Genomic DNA, 22,674 nt, shown 5'->3' on the forward strand with positions numbered 1-22,674 from the left:
AAAGTCCCGTACTAAAAAGTACTCGATTACAGTATTTTGTAATAAAAAATCGAATAAAAGAAGAAAATCAGCAGATAAACCTTGAATAATTAATAAGTTATTGCCGTGTAAGGGGTTTCATGTTATAATTTTTATAGAAATCGATTACCAACAACGTATTCTTAAAGCGCTCCTAAGTTGTAACGATTTCTGAATGAATTTTGAATGAAAAAGCAATTAATTCAAAAAAGGGAGTTGGTATGTTTTGAAAAAAAGATCTGGTTTATGGATTATGATGTTGGCTTTGGTTCTGGTCTTCACAGCTTGTTCGTCTGGCGGCGGTGGCTCCAACAATACACCATCTACTTCGCCGTCGAGCGCTCCTTCGTCAGGAACTGAATCTGCTGCACCGTCAGAGAAGCCCCCTAAGCAATTGTCACTGACGATTGGTTTGCCGGGCAGTTATGAAGTTACAAAGAAAGAAATCATTGACAAGTTCATAGAAACTCATCCGCATATTACGGTAAAGATTGAAGATGCTCCTTGGGGTGATTTCACGTCCAAGATCGCAACGCAAATTGCGGGAAACACGATGCCTGATGTGTGGTTCCAGGAGAATGCCACCATTCTTGGCTATGGCAAACGCGGCGTCGCTGAAGATTTGAAACCTTACATTGAGCGCGATCTGAATGCTTCGGATTATGTCGATGCTCTATTCTCGGCACAGACGTCTGATGGCAAGGTGTGGGGGATTCCTCATGGCATTAACTCCGTAGCATTGGCCTACAATAAGAGTGCGTTCGAAGCGGCCGATGTTGATTTGCCGACAGATGATTGGACATATGCTGATTTGATAGAAGCGGCGAAGAAGCTGACGATTAAAGAAGGCAATAATGTGAAGCAATTCGGTTTTATTGGAACGGCTTCTATTACAACTGGCTGGTTCCCTTGGATAAAGCAAGCAGGTGGTATGGTTCTTGACGATACAAAAACCAAGTCGATGCTAGATGATCCGAAAACACTTGAAGGCTTGAGCCAATTGCGCCAAGGTATTGAAGAAGGTTATTTCACAAATAACGATTTTTTGAAAGCCAATGGCGGCGCACTGGAAGTGTTCGCAACAGGCAAATCAGCAATGTATATGATGCAATATAGCGAGCAAGTGTCTATGAATTCGAATTTCCCAGATGCGGATTGGGATATAGTGAAAGCGCCGAAAGCTGTAGATGGCAAACGTTATGTGCCGTTTGTTACGAATTCCTGGCTGGTTTCATCCAGAGCATCGGATGACAGCAAGGAAGCGGCATGGCAGTTCTTGAAGTTCTATCTGGGGGATGAAGCGCAAACTATTCTTGCTGAAAGTGGCTCATCACTGCCAGTAAAACAATCCGCTTATACTATTTTTGACAACAGCACGACTAAACCGTTGAATAAGAAAGGCTTCACCGAAGGTGTAGCCGAGGGCGGTGTAACACTGGATGAGAACGCTAGCTGGGCAGAGTGGAGATTGCTTGTTCAGCAAGAGGTGAATGAGGCGATTGTACAAGGAAATAAAAGTGTAGCAGATGCTTTGGCGGCCGCTCATAAAGGTGTGCAGCAAGTATTGGATGAAAATCAATAATTAATAGTTCATATCATGTTGAAAGGTGCGGCCTCGCTGGGACCAGCACCTTTCAATGCATAGAAAGGCAGGTCTTTCATGCGTAAGCAAAATTACTGGGGTTATATATTTACACTGCCATTTGTCATTAATGTTGTTGTATTTCTGATATTCCCTGTTGTTTTCTCCGCCTATATTTCGTTTACGCAGTATGATTTATTCAACGCTCCCAAGTGGACGGGGTTAACGAACTGGATCAATATGTTCAAAAAAGATGAATTTTGGATTTCCATGCGAAATGTTTTCGCATTTGCGCTTATATTCGTTCCTTTACAAACGTTATTTGCTTTTTTGATCGCCTTCCTGCTAAACCAGGCGCTTCGTGCCAAATCTTTGTTTCGACTATTATATTTCATGCCGGTCGTGACGCCGTGGCTTGCGGGCGGGGTTGTTTGGGCCTGGATGTTTAACCATCAATATGGTGTTATAAACTGGTTTCTTGGACTGTTAAATATTGATCCGGTGCGCTGGATAGATAATAAATCATGGATCGTCGTTATGGCCAGCATTGCAATTGTGAATGTGTGGAAAGGCGTGGGACAATCGATGATTATACTGCTGGCGGGCATGCAGAATGTTCCGAAGGAAGTGCTGGAAGCAGGTCAGATTGACGGTGCCTCCGGCTGGAAGCAGCTTACTCATATCGTCTTCCCGATTGTGACGCCAATGGTTTATATGGTTGTGATTCTATCTACGATATCTGCATTTCAAGCGTTTGATATATTTCTTGGTTTATTCGGGGGCATTCAGGCGGGCATTCCGCAACAGAGTGTGGTGCCAAATCTGGTTGTTTATCGAGACTCGTTCGTACTATTCAAGATGGGTCCTGCATCAGCGATGGCCTGGATATTATTCTTTGTTATTCTTGTTGTGACGCTGTTCCAACGTTACTTTGAGAAAAGGTGGGTGCATTATGACTAAGTCGACTCCCCTGCCGATTAAAATAATCATTTATCTGTTTTTAATAGTTGGTGCTGTCGCCATGTTTTTTCCGTTCCTCTGGATGATTTCAACATCACTCAAGACAAGCGGTGCAGTGGCAGCGATGCCGCCGCAGCTTATACCCAATCCTATTGATTTTGGGAATTTTGCGGAAGTATGGAATAAAGTTAATTTTGCTCGTTACACGTTTAACAGCTTCTTTATTGTAACCTTGGATATGATTGGGGCATTATTGTCCTGTGCGGTTGTGGCTTTCGGTTTAGCCATGTTCGAGTTCAAGGGGCGCGCTACTATTTTCATTATAATGTTGGCGACTTTGATGATCCCGGGTCAAGTAACAATGATTCCGACTTATTTTATCTGGAAACAGTTTGGTATGCTGAACACTTATTCTCCGCTTATTATTCCAAGCTTCCTGGCGGGCGCGTTCGGAATTTTCCTGATGCATCAGTTCATCAAGTCGTTGCCCAAGGAGCTTTACGAATCTGCGGTCATAGACGGCTGCAGTCCTCCGGGCATTTTCGCAAGAATTTATTTGCCGCTATGCAAACCGGCACTTGCAGCGCTTGGTGTATTTACCTTTATGGGCGCCTGGAATAATACGCTGGGACCGCTTATTTATTTGCAATCGAATCATTTATATACGCTGCCGCTGGGGATGTTGTATTTGAAATCAGAAAATGTTAATCAGGCACTGCTTATGGCTGGTGCGGTGATTACGACAATGCCGGTAGTAGCTGTGTATCTTATTGCGCAGAAGCAGTTCGTGCAAGGAATCGCATCTACAGGTATGAAGGGTTAGGACAAGGAGAGAGCAACCATGACAAAGAAAAAGTATGTAATTGTCGGTGCCGGCGGAAGATCGCTATACATGTTCGCCAAACCGATGGCGACAGAATTGCAGGATTATGTAGATTTCAGAGGCGTGTTTGATACGAATCAGACGCGAGCGAAGTTGCTTAGTGAAGAATGCGGGCAGGTGCCGGTGTATGCTGATTTTCATCAAATGCTTGCTGAGGTGCAGCCGGATGTGGTTGTAGTCGCCAGTACGGACTATACCCATCATTTCTATATTATTGAATCGCTTGAGGCAGGATGTGATGTCATATCCGAGAAGCCGATGACGATTGACGAAGAAAAGACACGAGCCATTCTTGAAGCTGAGCGGAAAAGCGGCAAGAAAGTAACCGTGACATTTAACTTGCGGTTTGCTCCTTATTTTGCCAAGGTAAAAGAATTAATTCAATCCGGAGCAATTGGCGACGTTTATCATATTCAGTTTGAATGGTTTCTTGACCGTGACCATGGCGCGGATTATTTCAGAAGATGGCATGCGGAGATGAAGAACAGCGGCGGGTTGCTAGTGCATAAATCGACCCATCATTTTGACATTATTAATTGGTGGCTGGCTAGCAGACCTAAGCAATTGCAGGCATTCGGCGCCCGGCGAGTATATGGCGATCAAGGCCAGCCCAAAGGCGAGCGCTGCATGACTTGCGAATATACAACAACTTGCGAGTTCTATAAGGATATTACGCAAGACCCGTTCATGGATCAATATTATGTGGGCGCTGAGCATGAAGACGGTTATTGGAGAGACCGGTGTGTGTTCGACGAGCGAATTGATATTTATGACACGATGAGTGTCAATCTGGAATACACGAGTGGGGCATTGCTCAATTATTCTTTAGTTGCCTATAGTCCGTATGAAGGCTGGAAAGCTGTTATTAATGGAAGCAACGGAAGGCTGGAGGTTGGTAATGTGCATCGCAGCGCTGATATGAGTGCGATCGAGGCTAGCACAATTACGCACCATAGGCTGGATGGTACTACAGAGCTTATTCAAGTATCCACACAAATGGGCGGACATGGCGGCGGTGACGAAAAGCTGCGCAAGGCAATATTCATAGGTGATGTCGAGGATCCTCTTGGTCAACAGGCAAACAGTTTGGCGGGAGCGGACTCTTGCTTGATCGGGGCAACAGCCAACCGTTCGATTGCAGAAGGGAAATTGCTGCAAGTGCCTGATTTGCGGTCATTATGCCAATAATGAGGAGTGGAATTTGGGATGATGGAACGTATCAAGGAACTTGAACATTATATATGTACGTTATATGAGACGAAGGATCAATTGCGACGGCACATCTACAAACGCGCTGATCAAGCTTTCGAAGCCGGCGATGAGCAGCGGGATCGGATCGATAACTGCGAGCTGTTGGAAGAACGCCGCCAAGCGATGAAGCGGGCGTTTGTCAAGTCGATTGGCGGCTTGCCGCCGAGTGATACACCTTTGAATGCTGCCGTTGTGAATGTGGTAGCTGCTGAAGGCTATAGGATAGAGAACATTGTTTTCGAATCCAGACCCGGGGAATATGTGACAGGCAATCTATATTTGCCTAGGCAGCTAGTGGAAGTTGCGCCTGCTGTCTTGTTTCTTAGCGGTCACGACGCGCAAGCCAAGCACAGCATTCGTTATCATGAAGTGTGTTTGCGCATGGTACAGGCGGGGCTGGTCGTTTTCGCTATTGACCCAATCGGTCAAGGAGAGCGGTTATCGCTGCTGCGTAATAGCGAAGGAGAAGAAGTATGGGGGACGGCGGAGCATCAGCGTCTGGGTATTCAGTGTCATGCGCTTGGACAAAGCGTTGCCCGATATTTTGTCCACGATGCCATGCGGGCGGTAGATTATTTGGCAATGCGTCCGGAGGTCGATCCTACTCGCATCGGAGTAACAGGCAATTCCGGCGGCGGGACGCAGACGGCTATGATGATGGTTTGCGATGATCGGATCGCTGCTGCCGCGCCTGCCACTTTCATTATGAATAGACAACAGTATATGCATGCTGGCGGTGTGCAGGATGCGGAGCAAATATGGCCGGGATTGAGCGGGCTTGGCTTTGATCATGAGGATTTGTTGCTGGCATTTGCGCCCAAACCGTTGCTCGTTTGCGCTGTGAAATACGATTTTTTCCCAATCGAAGCGACACGCCGCACTGTTCAGCGCTGCCGCCGATTCTGGGAAATGTCTGGGCAGGGTGAAGGCTTGCGCTTGGTCGAAGATGAATTCACACATAGCTATACGGATGTGCTGGCAATCGCGGCGGCGGATTTCTTCACTGAGCATTTGCTGGAGCAGGGAGATGCGGAGCGGGATGCTTATCGGAGCAAGGCGCAGCGAAGCAAGCTTGCGCCGCTTGCATCTGAACAATTGCAATGTACAAGAAGCGGGCAAGTTATGAGGGAATATGCAGATGCTAAAGCGCCAAGCGATACATTCAGTATTCTGGCTGCCGAGCTTGCAGAAGCTCGTACTGCTGCCAGGGATGAGCAGTCCGCTGCCGCGAGTGAGTGGTTGAAGCGAATCGTGCTGACGGATCGTGAACGCTGTGAGTTGAATCCGCGTTTCATCCAGATGCCATCGCTCGCTGGTCTTAATATCAAGTATGCGCTGTGGTGGTCGCAGCCTGAAGTGATGAACAGCGGATACTTGTTCAGCCCAGACTGTGGCACAGACGATGCGAGCGGCAGTGATCTTTCACGGGCAACGATAGCAATCGCGCTTTGGCAGGACGGTACAAAAAATTTGGTGCAGTGGTGGAACTGGATTCAGTCGATGTGCGCTTCTGGTCGCACAGTGCTTGTGCTGAATGTTTCCGCTGTTGGACCGCATGAACCGCATTTGCTATACGGCAAGCCAAATGATCGTTTCTTCGGGATGACGCATAAGCTTGCTGATGAATTGATATGGCTTGGCGACAGCTTGGCTGCGCTGCGCATCTACGATGTGCTGCGGGCAGCGGATTTTGCAGCGTCTTTGTGTAAACCGGATGATTGTCAAATAGAGTTGTATGCTGCGGGTTTATTTCGGATTTATGCTGAACTGGCCATTAAATTGGACGAAAGATTACAGGCGGGAAAGTTGCCGGGCGATGCAGGATCTATCCGCTTGTCAGAGTGGCTGGCGCAAGGCGTTGCTGATGAGCGCGATGTGATGAGCGTAATTATACCGGGAATATTGCAATATTACGATTTACAAATAGACAAGAGATAAGCAGGATAGGGAAGGTGAAATTGTGATGAAGCCAATTACAATTGCATTAATCGGCGCAGGTCTTAGAGGGATGAGATATAGTGAGTATGCCAGCAAGCGACCGCGAGAGATGAAAATTGTAGCTGTCGCGGAACCGAATGATTTCAAGCGGGAGCGTGCCAAAGCGGCATTTAATATTCCCGAGGAGAAATGTTTCAAAAGCTGGGATGAGTTGTTTGCCGCCGGCAAGCAAGCTGATGCTGTATTTGTTTGTACGCAGGATCGGGATCATTATGTGCCGGCTATGAAAGCGATGGAAGCCGGTTATCATGTGATGCTGGAGAAGCCAATGTCGCCAAGCTGGAAAGAATGTATCGAGCTTGAGAGGACGGCGGAAAAGCATAATCGCATTCTGACGATTTGTCATGTGCTGCGCTACGCTCCTTTCTTCCAGACTATTAAACAATTGCTGGATGATGGGAGAATCGGCCGCTTGATGTCCATTCAGCATAATGAGAATGTCGGCTACTGGCATCAGGCGCACAGCTTCGTTCGCGGCTATTTTAACAATACGGAGAAGTCCAGTCCGATGATTCTGGCGAAGTCCTGCCATGACATGGATATTATTCAATGGTTCGCAGGTGGAAAGTGTACGAACGTTTCGTCTTATGGACATTTGTCTTATTTTAACATGCAGAACGCACCTGAGGGAGCGCCCAAATACTGTCTCGATGGCTGTCCGGTTGAAGACTCTTGCGTATATTATGCGCCAAATACGTATTTGATCGAGAACGGCGGATGGAAAGCTGAGGCGGCGAGTGCCGATCCCAGCTATGAAGCTCGATATAAGGCGATAAAAGAAGGTCCGTTCGGTCGTTGTGTGTTCCAATGTGACAATGATGTGGTTGATCATCAAGTAGTGGCGATGGATTTCGACAATGAAGTTACAGTGGCGTTTACAATGAGCGCATTTACAGAGAAAACTAGCCGAACGCTCAGATTAATGGGGACGATCGGTGAAATTCGCGCCACAATGGAGACGAATGAAATTGAAATTCGTACTTTTGGTGCGGGACGAAGCGAAGTGATCAAGTTAGAAGAAGCTGCGGGGCATGAAGGTCATGGAGGCGGTGATAGCCGCCTTGTGCAGGACTTTGCGCGAACTGTTCGTGCCTGGGAGTTGGGACAAGGTGTGAAAGTGAGTCAAACATCAGCCAAAGAATCGGTGCAGAGTCATCTTATGGCATTTGCTGCTGAACGTTCCAGAGTCGAAAAAAGAATGATACAACTAGAGGAATTCTATAAGGAGGGCAATTATTATGAAAATTCATATATTTGAGTCAGCAGATCAATCGGGTTTAGAGGCAGCCAGAGAGAGTGCAAGATTAATAAATGAAGCCATATCCGTTAATGGAACAGCCAGGATTGTGCTTTCGACAGGCGCTTCGCAATTTGAATTTCTGGAGCATTTCGTCAAGATGGATATAGCATGGGAAAAGGTAGAGATGTTCCACCTTGATGAATATATCGCCTTGTCAGAGGAGCATCCCGCCAGTTTCCGCAAATATTTGAAAGAGCGCTTCTTGCAACATGTCAATGTGGGGAAGTATTGGCTAGTGGATGGTGAAGGCGATACCGCAGCGGTGCTCGATAACTTGAATCAGGAGATCAGCAAGTCCCCGATTGACTTGGCGCTGATAGGAATAGGAGAAAATGCGCATATTGCGTTCAATGATCCGCCTGCAGATTTTAATGATGATCGCCCATTCAAGGTTGTTGATTTGTCAGAGACTTGTAAAATGCAGCAGGTTGGCGAAGGTTGGTTTGCTACGATGGAAGATGTGCCTAAGCAAGCGATTTCGATGTCTGTGCAGCAAATATTGAAAAGCCGCAATATTATATCGGTTGTTCCACGTCAATCGAAAGCTCGTGCGATTAAAGATACTTTACAGAATGGGATCGACGCCAATATCCCGGCTACAATTATGAAAACACACGCCAATTGGAGCTTGTATTTGGATAAACAATCTTCTTCGCTTATCTACGAGTGGTGCTAGTTTTATGCCATTGAAGTAACCGATTACCAAGTTGAAGGTAAACAAGACCGCTGATTCGTCGGACGGTCTTGTACTTGTGTTGCATGGAGAGAAGTTCGTTATAGAGGTGATGAAGATGAAATGGCAAGGGAAGCTGATAACAACAGGCGAAGCTGTGCAGATTGAGGGGGAGAACGGCGTTATTACGGGGGTTTCTCCATTAGCGCTGCTCTCGTCTGTGGCTGCCGGCAATCAGACTTTGGGCACGTCTTTGCCTTGGATATCGGCAGGGTGGACAGATTTGCAAGTAAATGGTTTTGGGGGTTATGATCTGAATGCAGAGCAGACGACTGTCGAGGATGTTGAAGGAGTAACTCGAACGCTGCATGTCAAGGGTGTAACAAGCTATTTGCCTACCGTAATTACCGGAAGTTTTGAACGGATGCGTCAAGCGATGTCAGTTATTGCTGACTACTGCCAAACGAATCAATATGCCGCTGCTTCTATAAGAGGCATTCACATGGAAGGGCCGTATTTATCGAGCGAGGACGGAAGCCGGGGAGCGCATCCGCGAGTTCATACCAGGGACCCGAACTGGGAGGAGTTCATGCGTCTGCAAGATGCTGCCGAAGGGCGAATTCGCATGGTGACGTTGGCGCCGGAACGCGATGGAGCTATAGCGTTCATCGAACGCTTGGCGGAATCAGGCGTAGTGGTAGCTATCGGACATACGGCGGCAACGGCTGAGCAACTGGATGATGCTGTTCGAGCCGGTGCTACGTTATGTACGCATCTGGGCAACGGATCTCATCCTATGTTGCCGCGTCATCCTAACTACATCTGGCATCAACTGGCGGATGATCGTCTATGGGCGGCCTTTATTCCGGATGGCCATCATTTGGCTCCGCCGGTGCTAAAGGCAATGCTTAGAGCCAAACGAGACAAAAGCATTCTAGTTAGTGATACAACGCAGTTTGGAGGCATGCCTCCTGGAGAGTACAGCAGCCTGATTGGCGGCAAAGTTGTACTGCATGAAGACGGCTGGTTGCATACAGCCGAGAATCCAGACATACTGGCAGGCTCTGCCGCATCTCTCGACACGGGCATTGCCAATGCAATTCGCTATACGGATATGGATTTAGCGGAGGCGGTCGAAGCTGTGACGTTACGACCGGCGAAGGTAATGCGGGACGAGCGGGCAGGGCGGTTGCAAGTTGGCAGCCCGGCAGACTTAACGTTGTTCGATTATGACGCGCAGAGAGGTATGATTTCAGTTAGGGAGACAGTTGTGACCGGGCAATCTGTGTATAAGTCATAAACAGTTGTGTGTAAGTCATAAATATATGTGCATAAGTTATGGATAAACTGTTGGTAAAGTGGAGCTCAGGCGATGAAGCATGAAAAAACGTTGGCTTACTTGGCGATTATAGGAAAAGCGCTCTTTGTACTAGCAGGATCCATTTGTATCATGGTATAATGGTTGCCAAGAGTCACCTATAGAAGCATAATCTGTCGACCGTTCATTGTTGAGCGGAAGTGACGACGAACGTGAAGCACACATTGTGAGCGCCTTGAGCGCTTGCGGGTGTGCTTTTTTTGTAATGCCGGAAAGATGAATGGACAGCCTTACAGCTATGAATTAATTGATAAATTGACCCAAAAAATAAAAAAGTGTGTACAAAAAAGCGTTTTCATGATAATATATTCCAGAAATCGATTACTATATTCTGTGTCATTTCTAACCTTAATGTGGTCAAAAAGACTTATAGCTGAGTACTTGCTGTTTGATGAGCATGTGTTGATTTAAAAATGAGATATTAAGCTATCAAACTGGAGTGTTTAGCGGGTTGAGAGAGACATCAAAAGTAATTATTTTATAATACAAGAAATAGAAATCGACTTCTTTTTTTATAGACAAATTATCAATCCAACAACACGACTGTGTAAAGGAGGGGAAGGAAAACTATCTGACTTGAGAAAATCATATTGGCGATTTGAGAGTAAACGATATTGTATTACAGGGAGGAAAAAGATGATGAACTTGAAGAGAGTATTAGAGAAGCCTGCTATCATACTATTTTTCTTTGTATCTTTAATCATAATTATGTTAACGCTTACAATTATGGACCGTTCACATGCGAATGCAGGAGAGATGGCAGGGACGGCGATTATTGGTGACGGTGAAGCTCATGCTGTTATTCTGATTGCGGACGATGCTGATGCCGTAACGCAAGATGCTGCTGACACTTTGATCGAATATTTATTTAAGTCAACCGGGGTATCGTTGCCCGTGCAGAAGCTAGGTCAATTTGATGAGTTGGCTTATGATGAGTCCGTTGTTCGTATTCAAATTGGCGCCGGCTCTTATCCGGCAGATCAGCATATTGCCGACGGATTGGAAAATTTGCATCCGGACGGTTTTTTCATCCACCCGGACAGTGATTCCCTTACGATTGTGGGTCCGACATCAATTGGAACACGCAACGGCGTAGTTGACTTTCTTGAACGTTATGTGGGAGTAACCTGGTTGATGCCCACTGAAGATTGGGAAGATGTGCCGCATTTAAATGAAGTGTTGCTTCCCGAGCAAGATGTACGAGATGAACCGACTTTCATGACTTTGCGCCGTACGATAAATATGGGCAGTACAAGCAAGTATGGCGATGTTCGCAAGAAGTGGTTGGAACGGAATAGGACGGTATCGGAACAACCAATTGCATTGGGGCATAATCTGTATGCTTTGTTTCCGGTAGAAATCTATGGACAAACCAACCCGGAGTTTTATCCCAACAATACTCCTCCCGCACCGGGAGCGATACACAGCTGGCAGCCTTGCTTTACTGTGCCGGCAACGGTGGACGTAGCTGTAGAGAGAATTAACGCTTATTTTGATCGAAATCCTGAAGCCACCTCGTATTCTTTGGCCGTCAATGACAAACAAGGTTATTGTGAAGATGTACCCGGTCATCCGGACAGACCTGACCGGATAAATTCTTACGGCAGAACCCATATGTCTGAAATCTATTATAAATGGGTTAATGACGTGGTTGAGCGAGTGCTTGTGGAACATCCGGATAAATGGTTTGGCGTTTACGCTTACGATCAAGTTGCGGAGCCACCTCAATTTGAATTGAATGAACGGGTAATTCCGGTTATCACGAAAGACCGTCTTGCCTGGATGGATGATGAGATCAGACAAAAAGAGCAGGACCTAATGGATCAGTGGAGCGAGGTTGCTTCGCAACTGGGTTGGTATGATTATATGTTAAGTTACCACTACCCATTGCCTCGTGTGTATCCGCATTTGCTGGCTGATTTATATGAATATGCGGAGGAAAACAATGTTCTGGTGCATCATTGGGATATGCATCCTATACTTGGGGATGGACCTCAGCCATGGATTATTGCAAAATTGCAATGGAATCGGGATCAAGATGTAGATGAACTTTTACAACATTGGTATGAACGCGCTGTTGGTGAGGAAGCTGCTGCCGATCTGAAGGAATATTTTGAAATATGGGAAACATTTTGGTATGAGAAAGCGGTAAACACAGGTTGGTTCCAAATATCCAAGGACTATATTTATTTATCGTTTAATGAGAATGGATACCTTGCACTAGCGAAAGATGAGATTCGGAGAAGCAGGGAGTTACTGGACTCGGTGCTCGCCAAAGCCGAAACGGAACAGCAAAAATTACGGGCGGAGCAGTTGCTTCATCAGTTTGAATACTATGAAATTTCAGTTTTAAGTTATCCAGGCAAAATAGACCAGCCGACAACAGAGCAGGAAGCTTTGGACATATTGGATGAGTTGGAGCAGACGTTGGAATTCCGATTGAATGTGGTTCAACGGCGCAATGAATTGCTTGCAGAATACGAGGAGATCCCTGCATTGCGATATCCTGCTACTCCGGTTGGAGAGAGCTGGTCGGGTTGGAATGCGTATGAGTTCTGGAACTTGGTGAAATATATTGAGCAATATGAGCCTGAGGGCGGGACGATAACAAATAAGCTGCAATCCTTATTGCAAAGTTATGAAGCGCCTAAACTGAGAGAGTTTTCAAGACTGCTGCTGTCACTTGACTCAGTGACATCGCTGTCGATTAATCCATCGTTTGAATTAGGGGACGACAAGCCTGATTCCTGGAATATTTGGAACCCGCATCAATCTGCACAAATTACGAGGGTGACGGATGAGCAGGGAAATAGCAGTATGCTTTTTGAGAATACGCTGGCCGGCGGCGTGTATCAGACGATTCCGGTCACGCCGGGATTATTGGCGTCTTCGGTTCGTTATTATACTCCTGAGGGGTCGGAGAGCGGCGGAACACTGCAAGTTGTTATTGAGGCCTATAACACTGCCGGAAAAAAGCTTGTCTATAGATCGGATAGAGTCGCTTTTGCAGATACAGCCGGAACATGGGCAACTGTAAATTTCCTGGAAGAATTGCCGGAGCATTTTAATGGCGGCGACCTTACCAGTATTTTGATCAATACACAGATTAGCAGTACGGAAGACGTTCCTGTGTATTTGGATGATGTAGTTGTGTATCAATCCGCATCTTCTGTGGGAGATTTGAGACCGCTCGTTAATCTGTTGGCTGAAGATGAAGAGGTACTTGCATCCGCCCTGCTGCAGCATCTGGATCTGGCGGAAAGGCATTATGATCAAAATGAACCGGCCTCTTATATACAACTATTAGGTCAATTCCTGGCTCTATTGGAACAGCGGATAGAAGAGGGTCAGCCGAGCGAGCTTGTCGATGTCCTCTATAATGATGGCAATAAAATATTGAACCAATCCCTTACCGTGCAATTGGATTCGAATGATATACGTGTGAGTGTCAGGGGAACGCATCCGATTGCGATTACCATGCACAACAAAGAAACGCAGCCGCTTGAGCTCTCATTGGAAGGCATAGTGCCGGAAGGGATGCAGTTGGCTTTTAACAACCCGATTCAGATCCCTGCCGGTGAAAAAATTACCGTTGCAGGCAATCTGACCATTACTCCGGGACTGGAAGAAGATCGGTATGATGCTGCATTAACAGTCAACATAGGCGGTGTGTTGGTAAAAGCTTTTGATTTTCAAGTAGATTATACCAGCAACCTGATTGGAAATCCGGGTTTTGAGAACGGGATGCCCGATAACCCGGCAATTCCGACAGAGTGGAGAATAAGCAGTAATGACGTGGGACGTGTTGATGACAAAGCTCATGACGGAAATTATTCTTTCAAGTTTGTGCCAGGTTCTGCGGTGAAGCAAAGTCGATCCAACGATGTTGCGGTTATTCCGGGCAAGACGTATCTTCTTAGTGGCTGGATCTACAGTCCGTCAGGTGATGTGGATTTTGGACTAAGGGAAACGAACAATGCGGGAGCGACCATAAGCTACAAGTGGGCAAGCGGGATTCAAGGTGTGGTAGATTGGGTTTATTACGAAATGGAGCTGACTCCGCGAAGCCAGACCGAGATTTTACAAGTATATGTGCGCATACCTGCAAACGCAGGCTCACCGATATGGTTTGATGATATCCGACTGGAAATAGTCTCTGAAGAGGAAGAGCCAACACTGCAAAGCATTCAAATCGTCGGCGCTCTTGCTTCGATGGAAGTCAATGAGACGGTGCAACTGCAAGTGACGGCTGCGTACAGCGATGACAGCAGTGAAGAAGTGACAGCTGCTGATGGAGTTGCGTACACAAGCAGCAATCCAGAGGTGGCAGAGGTGAGCGCTAGTGGTGTTGTAACGGCGAAGACGTCAGGTACAACGACGATAACTGCAACCTATGAGGGAATGACAGCTTCATATGAATTGGTTGTATCGAATACAAATGAAGGACCGCAGTTGCTTCGTCTGGAGTTGAACGGCCTGGATTTGTCCGCATCGGCAGGCGGTTCGGGACAGGTAACGGTTCATGCTGTTTACAGTGACGGCACACATGAAAATGTAAGCACAGAGGTTGTGTATTCAAGTTCAGATAACACAGTTGCTGAAGTGCTGTCTGATGGCATTGTACTGTATAAAACAGCAGGTACAGCAGTCATTGGCGCAGCCTATGGCACGTACGCAGCAGAGGGAGCTTTGGTTGAAATTGTCGGCGCCGCGGCAAGCAATGCTGCTCCGGGCAAGCCGACATTGTCCGATAATAATGGTCATGATACTGGCCTTCGCGATGGCGATTATACCATTACCATGAATATGTGGTGGGGAAACAATGGTTCTGTTTACCGTTTGTATGAGAACGATGTATTAATAGAAACAAAATTACTGAGCGATCAGTCGCCGGGAGCGCAAACGACGGCAACCGCTATTAGCGGACGAGCGAACGGTGTCTATGTGTATCGCGCAGAACTGATCAACGGTTTTGGAGTGACGACCAGTAATACATTGACTGTCACGGTGACTGATGCAGCGCCGGGTGTTCCGGTTCTCTCTGATGACAACTGGGATGGAGACGGCAATTACACGATAACAATGAATATGTGGTGGGGAACAAACGGAAGCATGTATCGTTTGTACGAGAACGGAGTACTGATCAATGAGCAGTCTCTTGTTGCGGCAACGCCAGGCGTACAGACAGCACAGACACAGATCAATGGCAAGCCAGCCGGTACGTATGAGTATCGCGTGGAGCTTATCAATGATGCGGGTGTGACTTCCAGTGCAGTGAGAAGCGTAACAGTGAAGAAGGATTGATAATGCGATGAATAATAGAGTAGATACGTAACGAAAACGCAGAAACATATCAACAATAAAGAAGGGGCTGCCCAGAAAGTCAGTGTATACTGACTACTGGGCAGCCCCATTTGGTTGCGTATGCGGCGGGAATGGCGGCGGGAGAGCGGTGAAATGGGGAGAGGGCGAGGTTTCAATAAAACTAAAAGCATAAAATCCATTTAGAATCGTTTTTTTTGATAAAAAAGGGGAAACTAGATGCACAAAATGTATTTACTTAGTGTTAGTTGTGGCAAGACATTACGTCGACTGAATACAAATGAAGAAGAGCAAGGCGCTGAACCGCCTTGCTCTTCCTCGTGATTATGGCTTTACAGCCTCATAAACAAAGCATTCGCTATTCGAATCAGGCGTTTTGCCGTATTCAAAATCGGCGGAAATAACGATATCTTGAAACCCGATATGCTCAAGTAAGAGTTTAAATTCTTCTACACCGTACCAGCGAAGGGCGAAGCGCTGCAGCTCTGTTTGAATAAGCGCGCCTTCGCGCCATTTTTCATACTTCAAGTAAGAGACCTTATATTGGTGGAAGAAGCTTGTCTCCACTAATGTGCTTTCCATCGTAATCATATCGCCGTCCGGCATGTGATAGGTTGAGATCGGGCTTGTTTGTCCAGCTTCAAATTGATTGTCAGGCAGGAACAAGTCCAGGATGAGCCGTCCTCCGGGCAGAAGGTGATCATATAGCCGCTTAAGGGCTTGAAGTGATTGCTCGCGGTCTTCTATTAGAAGAAAAGAGCCAGCAGGTATAATAATGGCCGCGTATTTATGCGGTAAAGACAGCTTCTGCAAATCGGCTTCATATAGATTAGCATGCAGGCCGCGCTCGGCTAAGCGATTACGGCAAGATGCAAGCATTTGGGAAGAGTAATCGGTTCCTTCAATATTAAGTCCCTTTTCAAGCAGCGGGATAGTGACACGCCCGGAGCCTGCCATAACTTCTAAAATCTTTCCCTCTGTTTGTTTAAGTCTACTATAGTAGTATTCCAAATCACCATTAATAGATTGACCGACCTTCTTGGTTAGATCATACACTTCTGTACAAAGCTCGCCATAAAAACTGAATGACATGGTATAACCTCCTTGGATGTGTGCGCAAATGCCATTCTAGCGCAACATCGTATTGCTTGTATTCAATAATGAATATAACTATAATCCAGAATTTGGTCAATTGCTGTACCGGTCTAGCCGTAATGAGATAGAGTTATAGTTGAACAAAAATGAGCATGGATTATATTAATTTTATTAACATTTGAGCAGTATATTGGGACGTACGTGAAAAATCAAGGCGAAAACTTTGCCTTAAATATATCTTGACAGAAACAACCTCTACTTTTATCCTTTATTTAAGCAGCAATTGAACTTTATTGAGCAATAATGAGCACAAAGTGAACAATTATAATTGCCCAGCAATATTTAATCCGGTGAATCTCTCGGATCTTTCTTCGAGATTTCATATAAATAGCTTGGTACAACTTCAGGAGGTGTCCGGTATGAGTAATGAATCTGATTCAAAAGTTATGTCAAAAGTATTTCGATTAATTAAACCCGGAGAAATTACTGAGGTTTCTATAGAAAGAGAGGTGAAGGACAAACAGGTTGTAATTCAACCGGATGTAACTAGCATATGCCACGCGGATTTGCGTTATTTTACAGGCCAAAGACGGCCGGAGGCGCTCGCCAAAAAGCTTCCGATGGCTCTTCTTCATGAAGGGATCGGCCGAGTAGTTGAGAGTCGTTCTTCAAAGGTGGAGGCTGGCGATCGTGTCGTTATCGTTCCTAACCTGCCGGCCTATGCCAGAGAAGGAATTCCGAAAGAGGAATGCTGCTCTGCTTGCCGCTCTGGATTAAGCGACAATTATTGCTTGAATGGCGGATTTTTGGGCAGTGGAATAGATGGTATGGCTCAAAACAGACTCGTTATGCCAGAACAAAATGTGATTCGCATCCCTTCCAGCATCCCTGACCGTATTGCGGTTTTGGCAGAGCTTTGCAGCGTATCCTATCATGCGCTCGCTATTGTTAAAGAGCAATTGGCTAAGGGCCGTGCTGTAGTATTTGGCGATGGACCGGTTGGTTATATGACTGCAGCAATGGTTCATCACTGCTTCGGCCTTGAACAGAATCGCCTTACTGTATTTGGCGCTATGGAGGAGAAGCTTGCAAACTTTGATTTTGCTAATCGCGAAATGGTGCAAACCTTTGACTTTGAAAACGCTGAAAAGGTTGATGTTGCAATCGAATGCACGGGCGGCAAGTTCAGCGAAAGTGCAATTAATCAAGCGATCGATATGCTGGCGCCGGGCGGACATCTTATATTGCTTGGTGTAACAGAAGACCGTGTGCCAATCAATACAAGAGATATTCTCGAAAAAGGAATTACTGTGCACGGCAGCAGCAGAAGCACCTCATATGATTTTGAACAAGTTATTCAAGCAATGGAATCGCCAGCTTATCAAAAAACGCTGGACAAAATTGTTCCTGAAAACTTTGAATATGTCAGCACTGCAGACCAACTCGCCAAAGTTATGGAAGCTGCAGCAGCACACAGAAGCTGGGAAAAGACGATTATTCATTTTGAATGGTAACAGTCCTAATAATTAACCTTACTAATAGTACAAAGAAGCAGATGGCGATATCTGCTTCTTTGCGTTTGGCTCATAGGCTGGATCAGTTTGCTATACGCTGGCGAGCAGCCTGAATAACGTTATGCTTCAAAGCTGAGATTTCTTGCATGAGGGAGGAGGCTTGAAGCGCATACTGATCTTTAAGCGCGTTATCCTTTAAGGCTTGGATATTGATCTCGACGGTCAGAAGTGCGGATTGTGCAGCTGCCTCCAGCAAAATAGCGCCGATTCCCAGATCGGAGATAACGTTTCGGTTAGCCTGCGCAGTGATGCTGCTCGTTAGCTGAAGTCCGTCCTTGCAGGCTTCAATAAGATGGAGAGGGACGAGCAGCGCTTGTATGGTTGCTTCCTGCAAAGCTTGTTTTCTTGCAAGCTTTTCTTCAGCAGAATAGCATTTTAGCTGCAAAATGTTCATGTAGGCGTTAAAACAGGCGATATCCTTTGCCAGCAATTTCTCGCTTTCCTGGATTAAGCTGTACATGCCTTGAATCGCTGCAGTAATTTCGGGCTCATAAGCAGCAAATTTTTCTCCTTGTGACAAATTGCCAACCATAGCTGTCATTGATGCACCAAGAGCCGCGACTAATGCTGCAACGCTCCCGCCGCCTGGAGTCGGCTTTGCGCTGGCGGCGTCGGCAACAAACTGGCGAATGGATTGCTCCCAAATGCGATTACTCATTGGACTCCGCCTCCTGTAGCTGAAGCATAACCGCTTGCATTAAATTATTGAACAATATGGCGGTTGTTAATGTTCCGACACCGCCTGGAACAGGGGACATCGCTTCTACGCAATCCGCCGTTTCTTTAGCAACGTCGCCGGCCATCTTGCCATCGCTGTCTTCATTAATGCCCGCATCGATAATAACAAGCTTAGAATGTACGAACGCAGGCACAATCATGCGCGCTTTGCCGACTGCGACAAAGGCGATATCAGCCTGTGCTAAGTGTGAAGCGAGATCGGCGGTATGGGAATGACATACTGTAACGGTTGCATTTTCACGCTGCAGCATATGAAATAAGGGCATGCCAACCGTTTGGCCGCGTCCGACCAAGGTGACATTTTTGCCATACAAGGAATAGCCATAATGCTTAAGCAGCATAATGCATGCTTGCGGGGTTGCAGGATATAATCCGGGAGCGCCTGTCATTGTCGCAAGTTTATTAGCTGGTGTGACACCGTCAATATCCTTCATGGGAGCGATAGCAGCTTCTACAGCGGCTGTTGAAATTTGCTTTGGAAGCGGCAGCTCGACCATAATGCCATGCACATTTGTATCCATGTTAAGCTCATGAATAAATTGGAGCAATGCTGCCTCGGCGGTATTTGCTGCCAGGGTGTGCAAAGTAAACTGTACCCCTAGCTTCGAAGCGAGCTTATGCTTGGCCTGCGCATAGTAAAGGGAGGCGGGATCGCCTTCTACAAGAATAACTGCCATTTGCGGATTTATATTCTCCCTTTGCAATTGCTCAACTTGCGTTTTCATTCGTTCATACATTTGTTCTGCCGCATCTTTTGCCTTCATTAATAACGTCATCAATCTGCCTCCTTCATAATGAAATACAAAAAAAAGCATCATCGAGCACACAGCAAGCGCGTGGCATCGATTGACACTTTTCCCCAGGCGAACGGTATATTTATGCTGCATGCTCCCTTGTGGTCAATTCCACTGCTTCGCCAGTTACATACAGCCTGCTTTAATTCTAATATGCTTATCGTATCAAAATTGCAAGAAAAAGCAAATAAGAATGAGTTATGAATATAGTGCTTCTTTACAAAAAATATAAAATGGAGCGGCTTAATAAGCATAATGAGCAAAAAAAAGCGTATATAAAATTAAATAATGTACTAATAAAACGAGTGGATGTATTGTCAAAATAACGACAAACATCAAAAAACAATAAAAATATTGGATTGGATATTAAAAGAGACCATGTTTCCATTAAACTGTTCCACTTCTATTTCATTACACTGAGTGTAATTGATATAGGTTAATGGATTGAATTCGTCAAACAGGAATTGCAGCAACGTGCACTAGCATTCATTTTAATAGTCGAAAGCAAAGGATTATGGAATGAAGTGGAAATAGAGTGGAGAAAAGTATCCCTATGAATTCTGCGAATTTAGTTTTGTTAAGCAATTGTTAATGCGAATGTTTTATTTTTTGATGTTTGATATTGATTTTTGTTATTTAATGATGTTTAATTGTAATAACGAGTGTAAGTTGCGAATATTAAACAATGTAACCCTTTACAATTTATTAATAATTCTTATATTCAACAATTGGCGAAAACAAACGATAGAGGCATTGGTTGTAATTAACAATCAAAAAAAGTTTGTAGAATGTTCTTGACAGATCTATTGCGTGAATTTATTCTTTAATTAAGCAAAAGAAAGCTTAAATGAACATTTATGAACATTTTGTAAATCCGTTTGTAAAGGAGGGGTATTGGTGTTAGCAGTTGAAAGAAAAGCGCGAATCGTAGAATATGTGCGGAAAAACAGAGTCGCTACGATATCTGAACTGGCTAATGAATTTTCTGTTCATGACGCAACGATACGCAGAGATTTGTCGGAGATCGAACAAGAAGGTCTGCTTAAACGAACGCACGGAGGTGTGACGATCGATGAGTGGGCTAACGTCGAGGCTTCCTTCAACGATCGCTTCAACGATCAGCTTGATCAGAAGATGCGCATCGGCAAGCGTGCAGCAGAGCTTGTTAAAGACGGCGAGCATATCATTATTGATTCGGGCACTACGACGCTTCATATCGCCAAAAATTTAGTTCACCGCACGAATCTTACTGTTGTAACTAACGATATGAACGTTGCTGCTGAACTGCGAGATTCGCCGGGCATTAAAGTAATTCTAACAGGCGGCGATCTATATCCCTCAAGTTATATGCTTAACGGCATGTTTACAGATCGAGTGCTGGAATCGCTTCACGTACACAAGGCATTTATCGGGATTCCGGTCCTTCATTCCAAATTGGGCTTAATGCATCCGGAGGCTCAGCTAGTCCCAACCAAAATTGGCATGATTAAAGCGGCTCAACAAACAATTGTTGTAGCGGATTCAAGCAAAATTGGGAAGGTGTCGCTGCATTCGGTAGCGCCTAATAGCGCTATCCATACTTTGATTACCGGGAATGAAGCTTCAGAGTTCGATATAAAACAATTTAACGAGCATGGCGTAGATGTTATTACGGTTTAATGCTTGCTTGCGGTGGTTCTAAAAATGGTGAGTCTCTTGGTTAAGATTGCTTTAGGCATGAACTGCGATTACAATCTGATGCAGTCTTTCCGAGGTTTCATATACATCTTGCAGATCACATAAGGGAGGTGCATCAGGTGAGCAGTTCGATAGGAGTGAACGTTACATCTAAGGTGTTTCGTTTGAATCAACCAGGTGAAATCTCAGAAATCACAATCGAAAGAGAGGTGAGCGAAGGGGAGGTTGTAGTAGAGCCGGAGATAACAAGTATCTGCCATGCGGATTTGCGTTATTTCACCGGGCAAAGACGACCAGAAGCATTAGCAAAAAAATTGCCCATGGCACTATTGCATGAAGGGATTGGCCGGGTTATTGAAAGTCGAGCTGATCATTTACAGGTTGGGCAAAGAGTGGTTATCGTGCCTAATCTTCCAGGTTTTGTAACTCGAAGAATTCCGAAAGAGGAGTGCTGCTCGGTATGTCGAGCGGGGGGCGGCGAGAATTATTGCTTGAACGGCGGATTTCTAGCCAGCGGCATTGACGGAATGGCGCAAAGCAGGCTAGTAGTGCCGCATGAGAATGTCATCCCTATACCGGACAATATTCCTGATGAGATCGCAGTACTTGCTGAGCTATGCTCCGTATCGCATCAAGCACTTGAAATGGTGAGTGGAAAGCTTGCAGCCGGAAGCGCAGTCGTGTTCGGCGATGGACCGGTTGGCTATTTGACAGCAGCAATGGTTCATCATTGCTTTGGTCTCGGCAAGGATCGGCTTACTGTATTCGGAGCAATAGAAGATAAGCTTTCGAACTTCGATTTTGCAAACCGTGAAATGGTACAGACTTTCAAATTTGAACAGGCTGAAAAGGTCGATATTGCGATTGAATGTACTGGGGGTAAATTTAGCGAAAGTGCAATTAATCAAGCAATCGATATGCTTGCTCCAGGCGGACATCTCATCCTAATGGGGGTTACGGAGGAGCTCGTTCCAATCAACACACGCGATATTCTTGAAAAAGGAATTACTGTGCATGGAAGCAGCAGAAGCACATCACATGATTTCCGGCAGGTTATTCGTGCAATGGAGTCTCCTGACTATCAAAATACGTTGCGCAAAATTGTTCCAAAAAGCTATGAGAAAGTGAGTACAGCAGACCAACTCGCCAAAGTTATGGAATCTGCTGCAGCTCACAGAAGCTGGGAAAAAACGATTATTGAATTCCAATGGTAATTGAAATAATCTAATCGCAATTCCTTATTTACATCATACACGAAAAAAATAAACATTGGAATGCAAGTATTTGTCAATGTTATGCAGGAGAACTGTGGCGCGCACAACGCAAAACAAATGAGCAATGAATAGCGCGTCATTAGCAAGGAGGAAAAAACGATGGCGAAGAGATATCTTATGAATCGAAGTCATCAACGTTATCAATATAAAGAAATTG

The 22,674-nt window shown here is 45.5% G+C and carries 15 protein-coding genes and 1 riboswitch; of the genes, 12 read left to right on the plus strand and 3 right to left on the minus strand.

Annotation, left to right across the window (positions count from 1 at the left end; all coding sequences use genetic code 11):
• The first annotated feature begins 244 nt into the window (after positions 1–244).
• The 9 genes from ACRRU2_RS09510 (at position 245) to ACRRU2_RS09550 (ending at position 15,347) form a co-directional block, all read left to right on the plus strand.
• On the plus strand, positions 245–1,600 hold the full coding sequence (locus tag ACRRU2_RS09510; RefSeq protein ID WP_331700118.1) for an ABC transporter substrate-binding protein: 1,356 nt from the start codon (positions 245–247) through the stop codon (positions 1,598–1,600).
• 78 nt (positions 1,601–1,678) lie between these two features.
• Complete coding sequence (locus ACRRU2_RS09515; protein ID WP_331700119.1) at positions 1,679–2,560, plus strand: carbohydrate ABC transporter permease; 882 nt, start codon at positions 1,679–1,681, stop codon at positions 2,558–2,560.
• A complete protein-coding gene (locus tag ACRRU2_RS09520; RefSeq protein ID WP_331700121.1) occupies positions 2,553–3,383 on the plus strand; it encodes a carbohydrate ABC transporter permease in 831 nt (276 codons plus the stop codon). The genes ACRRU2_RS09515 and ACRRU2_RS09520 overlap by 8 nt, the downstream gene beginning before the upstream one ends.
• Before the next feature lie 18 nt (positions 3,384–3,401).
• Positions 3,402–4,631, plus strand: a complete 1,230-nt coding sequence (locus tag ACRRU2_RS09525) for a Gfo/Idh/MocA family protein (protein ID WP_432501038.1) — start codon at positions 3,402–3,404, stop codon at positions 4,629–4,631.
• Between the two features lie 18 nt (positions 4,632–4,649).
• Positions 4,650–6,632, plus strand: coding sequence for an alpha/beta hydrolase family protein (locus ACRRU2_RS09530; RefSeq protein WP_432501040.1), 1,983 nt, complete (start codon positions 4,650–4,652; stop codon positions 6,630–6,632).
• A gap of 25 nt (positions 6,633–6,657) precedes the next feature.
• Positions 6,658–7,950 (plus strand): Gfo/Idh/MocA family protein, encoded by a 1,293-nt coding sequence (locus tag ACRRU2_RS09535; RefSeq protein ID WP_331700124.1) that lies wholly within the window; start codon positions 6,658–6,660, stop codon positions 7,948–7,950.
• A complete protein-coding gene (locus ACRRU2_RS09540) occupies positions 7,931–8,668 on the plus strand; it encodes a glucosamine-6-phosphate deaminase (protein WP_432501043.1) in 738 nt (245 codons plus the stop codon). Before ACRRU2_RS09535 ends, ACRRU2_RS09540 begins: the two co-directional genes overlap by 20 nt.
• A gap of 115 nt (positions 8,669–8,783) precedes the next feature.
• The gene (gene nagA, locus ACRRU2_RS09545; RefSeq protein ID WP_432501045.1) at positions 8,784–9,965 is read left to right on the plus strand and encodes an N-acetylglucosamine-6-phosphate deacetylase; all 1,182 of its coding nucleotides are present in this window, start codon (positions 8,784–8,786) and stop codon (positions 9,963–9,965) included.
• A 714-nt stretch (positions 9,966–10,679) separates the two neighbouring features.
• Positions 10,680–15,347: a DUF4838 domain-containing protein gene (locus ACRRU2_RS09550; protein WP_432501047.1), complete on the plus strand. Its 4,668-nt coding sequence runs from the start codon at positions 10,680–10,682 to the stop codon at positions 15,345–15,347.
• Between the two features lie 342 nt (positions 15,348–15,689).
• Here the strand turns inward: ACRRU2_RS09550 and ACRRU2_RS09555 are convergent, their stop codons facing one another.
• Positions 15,690–16,457, minus strand: coding sequence for a class I SAM-dependent methyltransferase (locus tag ACRRU2_RS09555; RefSeq protein WP_432501049.1), 768 nt, complete (start codon positions 16,455–16,457; stop codon positions 15,690–15,692).
• 422 nt (positions 16,458–16,879) lie between these two features.
• On the opposite strand from ACRRU2_RS09555, the gene ACRRU2_RS09560 reads away from it, so the two are divergent.
• Positions 16,880–17,974: an alcohol dehydrogenase catalytic domain-containing protein gene (locus ACRRU2_RS09560; RefSeq protein ID WP_432501052.1), complete on the plus strand. Its 1,095-nt coding sequence runs from the start codon at positions 16,880–16,882 to the stop codon at positions 17,972–17,974.
• Positions 17,975–18,056: 82 nt separating this feature from the next.
• Here ACRRU2_RS09560 and ACRRU2_RS09565 read toward each other — a convergent pair whose 3' ends face one another.
• The gene (locus ACRRU2_RS09565; protein ID WP_432501054.1) at positions 18,057–18,692 is read right to left on the minus strand and encodes a cyclodeaminase/cyclohydrolase family protein; all 636 of its coding nucleotides are present in this window, start codon (positions 18,690–18,692) and stop codon (positions 18,057–18,059) included.
• The gene (locus tag ACRRU2_RS09570) at positions 18,685–19,548 is read right to left on the minus strand and encodes a bifunctional 5,10-methylenetetrahydrofolate dehydrogenase/5,10-methenyltetrahydrofolate cyclohydrolase (RefSeq protein WP_432501056.1); all 864 of its coding nucleotides are present in this window, start codon (positions 19,546–19,548) and stop codon (positions 18,685–18,687) included. The genes ACRRU2_RS09565 and ACRRU2_RS09570 overlap by 8 nt, the downstream gene beginning before the upstream one ends.
• A 74-nt stretch (positions 19,549–19,622) precedes the next feature.
• A riboswitch (ZMP/ZTP riboswitch) is annotated at positions 19,623–19,706 on the minus strand.
• A 757-nt stretch (positions 19,707–20,463) separates the two neighbouring features.
• Here ACRRU2_RS09570 and ACRRU2_RS09575 point away from each other — a divergent pair.
• Positions 20,464–21,225 carry a DeoR/GlpR family DNA-binding transcription regulator gene (locus ACRRU2_RS09575; RefSeq protein WP_331700132.1) on the plus strand — a complete coding sequence of 254 codons (762 nt, stop codon included), beginning with the start codon at positions 20,464–20,466 and terminating at the stop codon, positions 21,223–21,225.
• Positions 21,226–21,362: 137 nt separating this feature from the next.
• A complete protein-coding gene (locus ACRRU2_RS09580) occupies positions 21,363–22,457 on the plus strand; it encodes an alcohol dehydrogenase catalytic domain-containing protein (protein ID WP_432501058.1) in 1,095 nt (364 codons plus the stop codon).
• Positions 22,458–22,674: the final 217 nt, after the last annotated feature.

The sequence above is a fragment of the Paenibacillus sp. GXUN7292 genome, from assembly GCF_050864975.1.
GTDB lineage: Bacteria > Bacillota > Bacilli > Paenibacillales > Paenibacillaceae > Pristimantibacillus.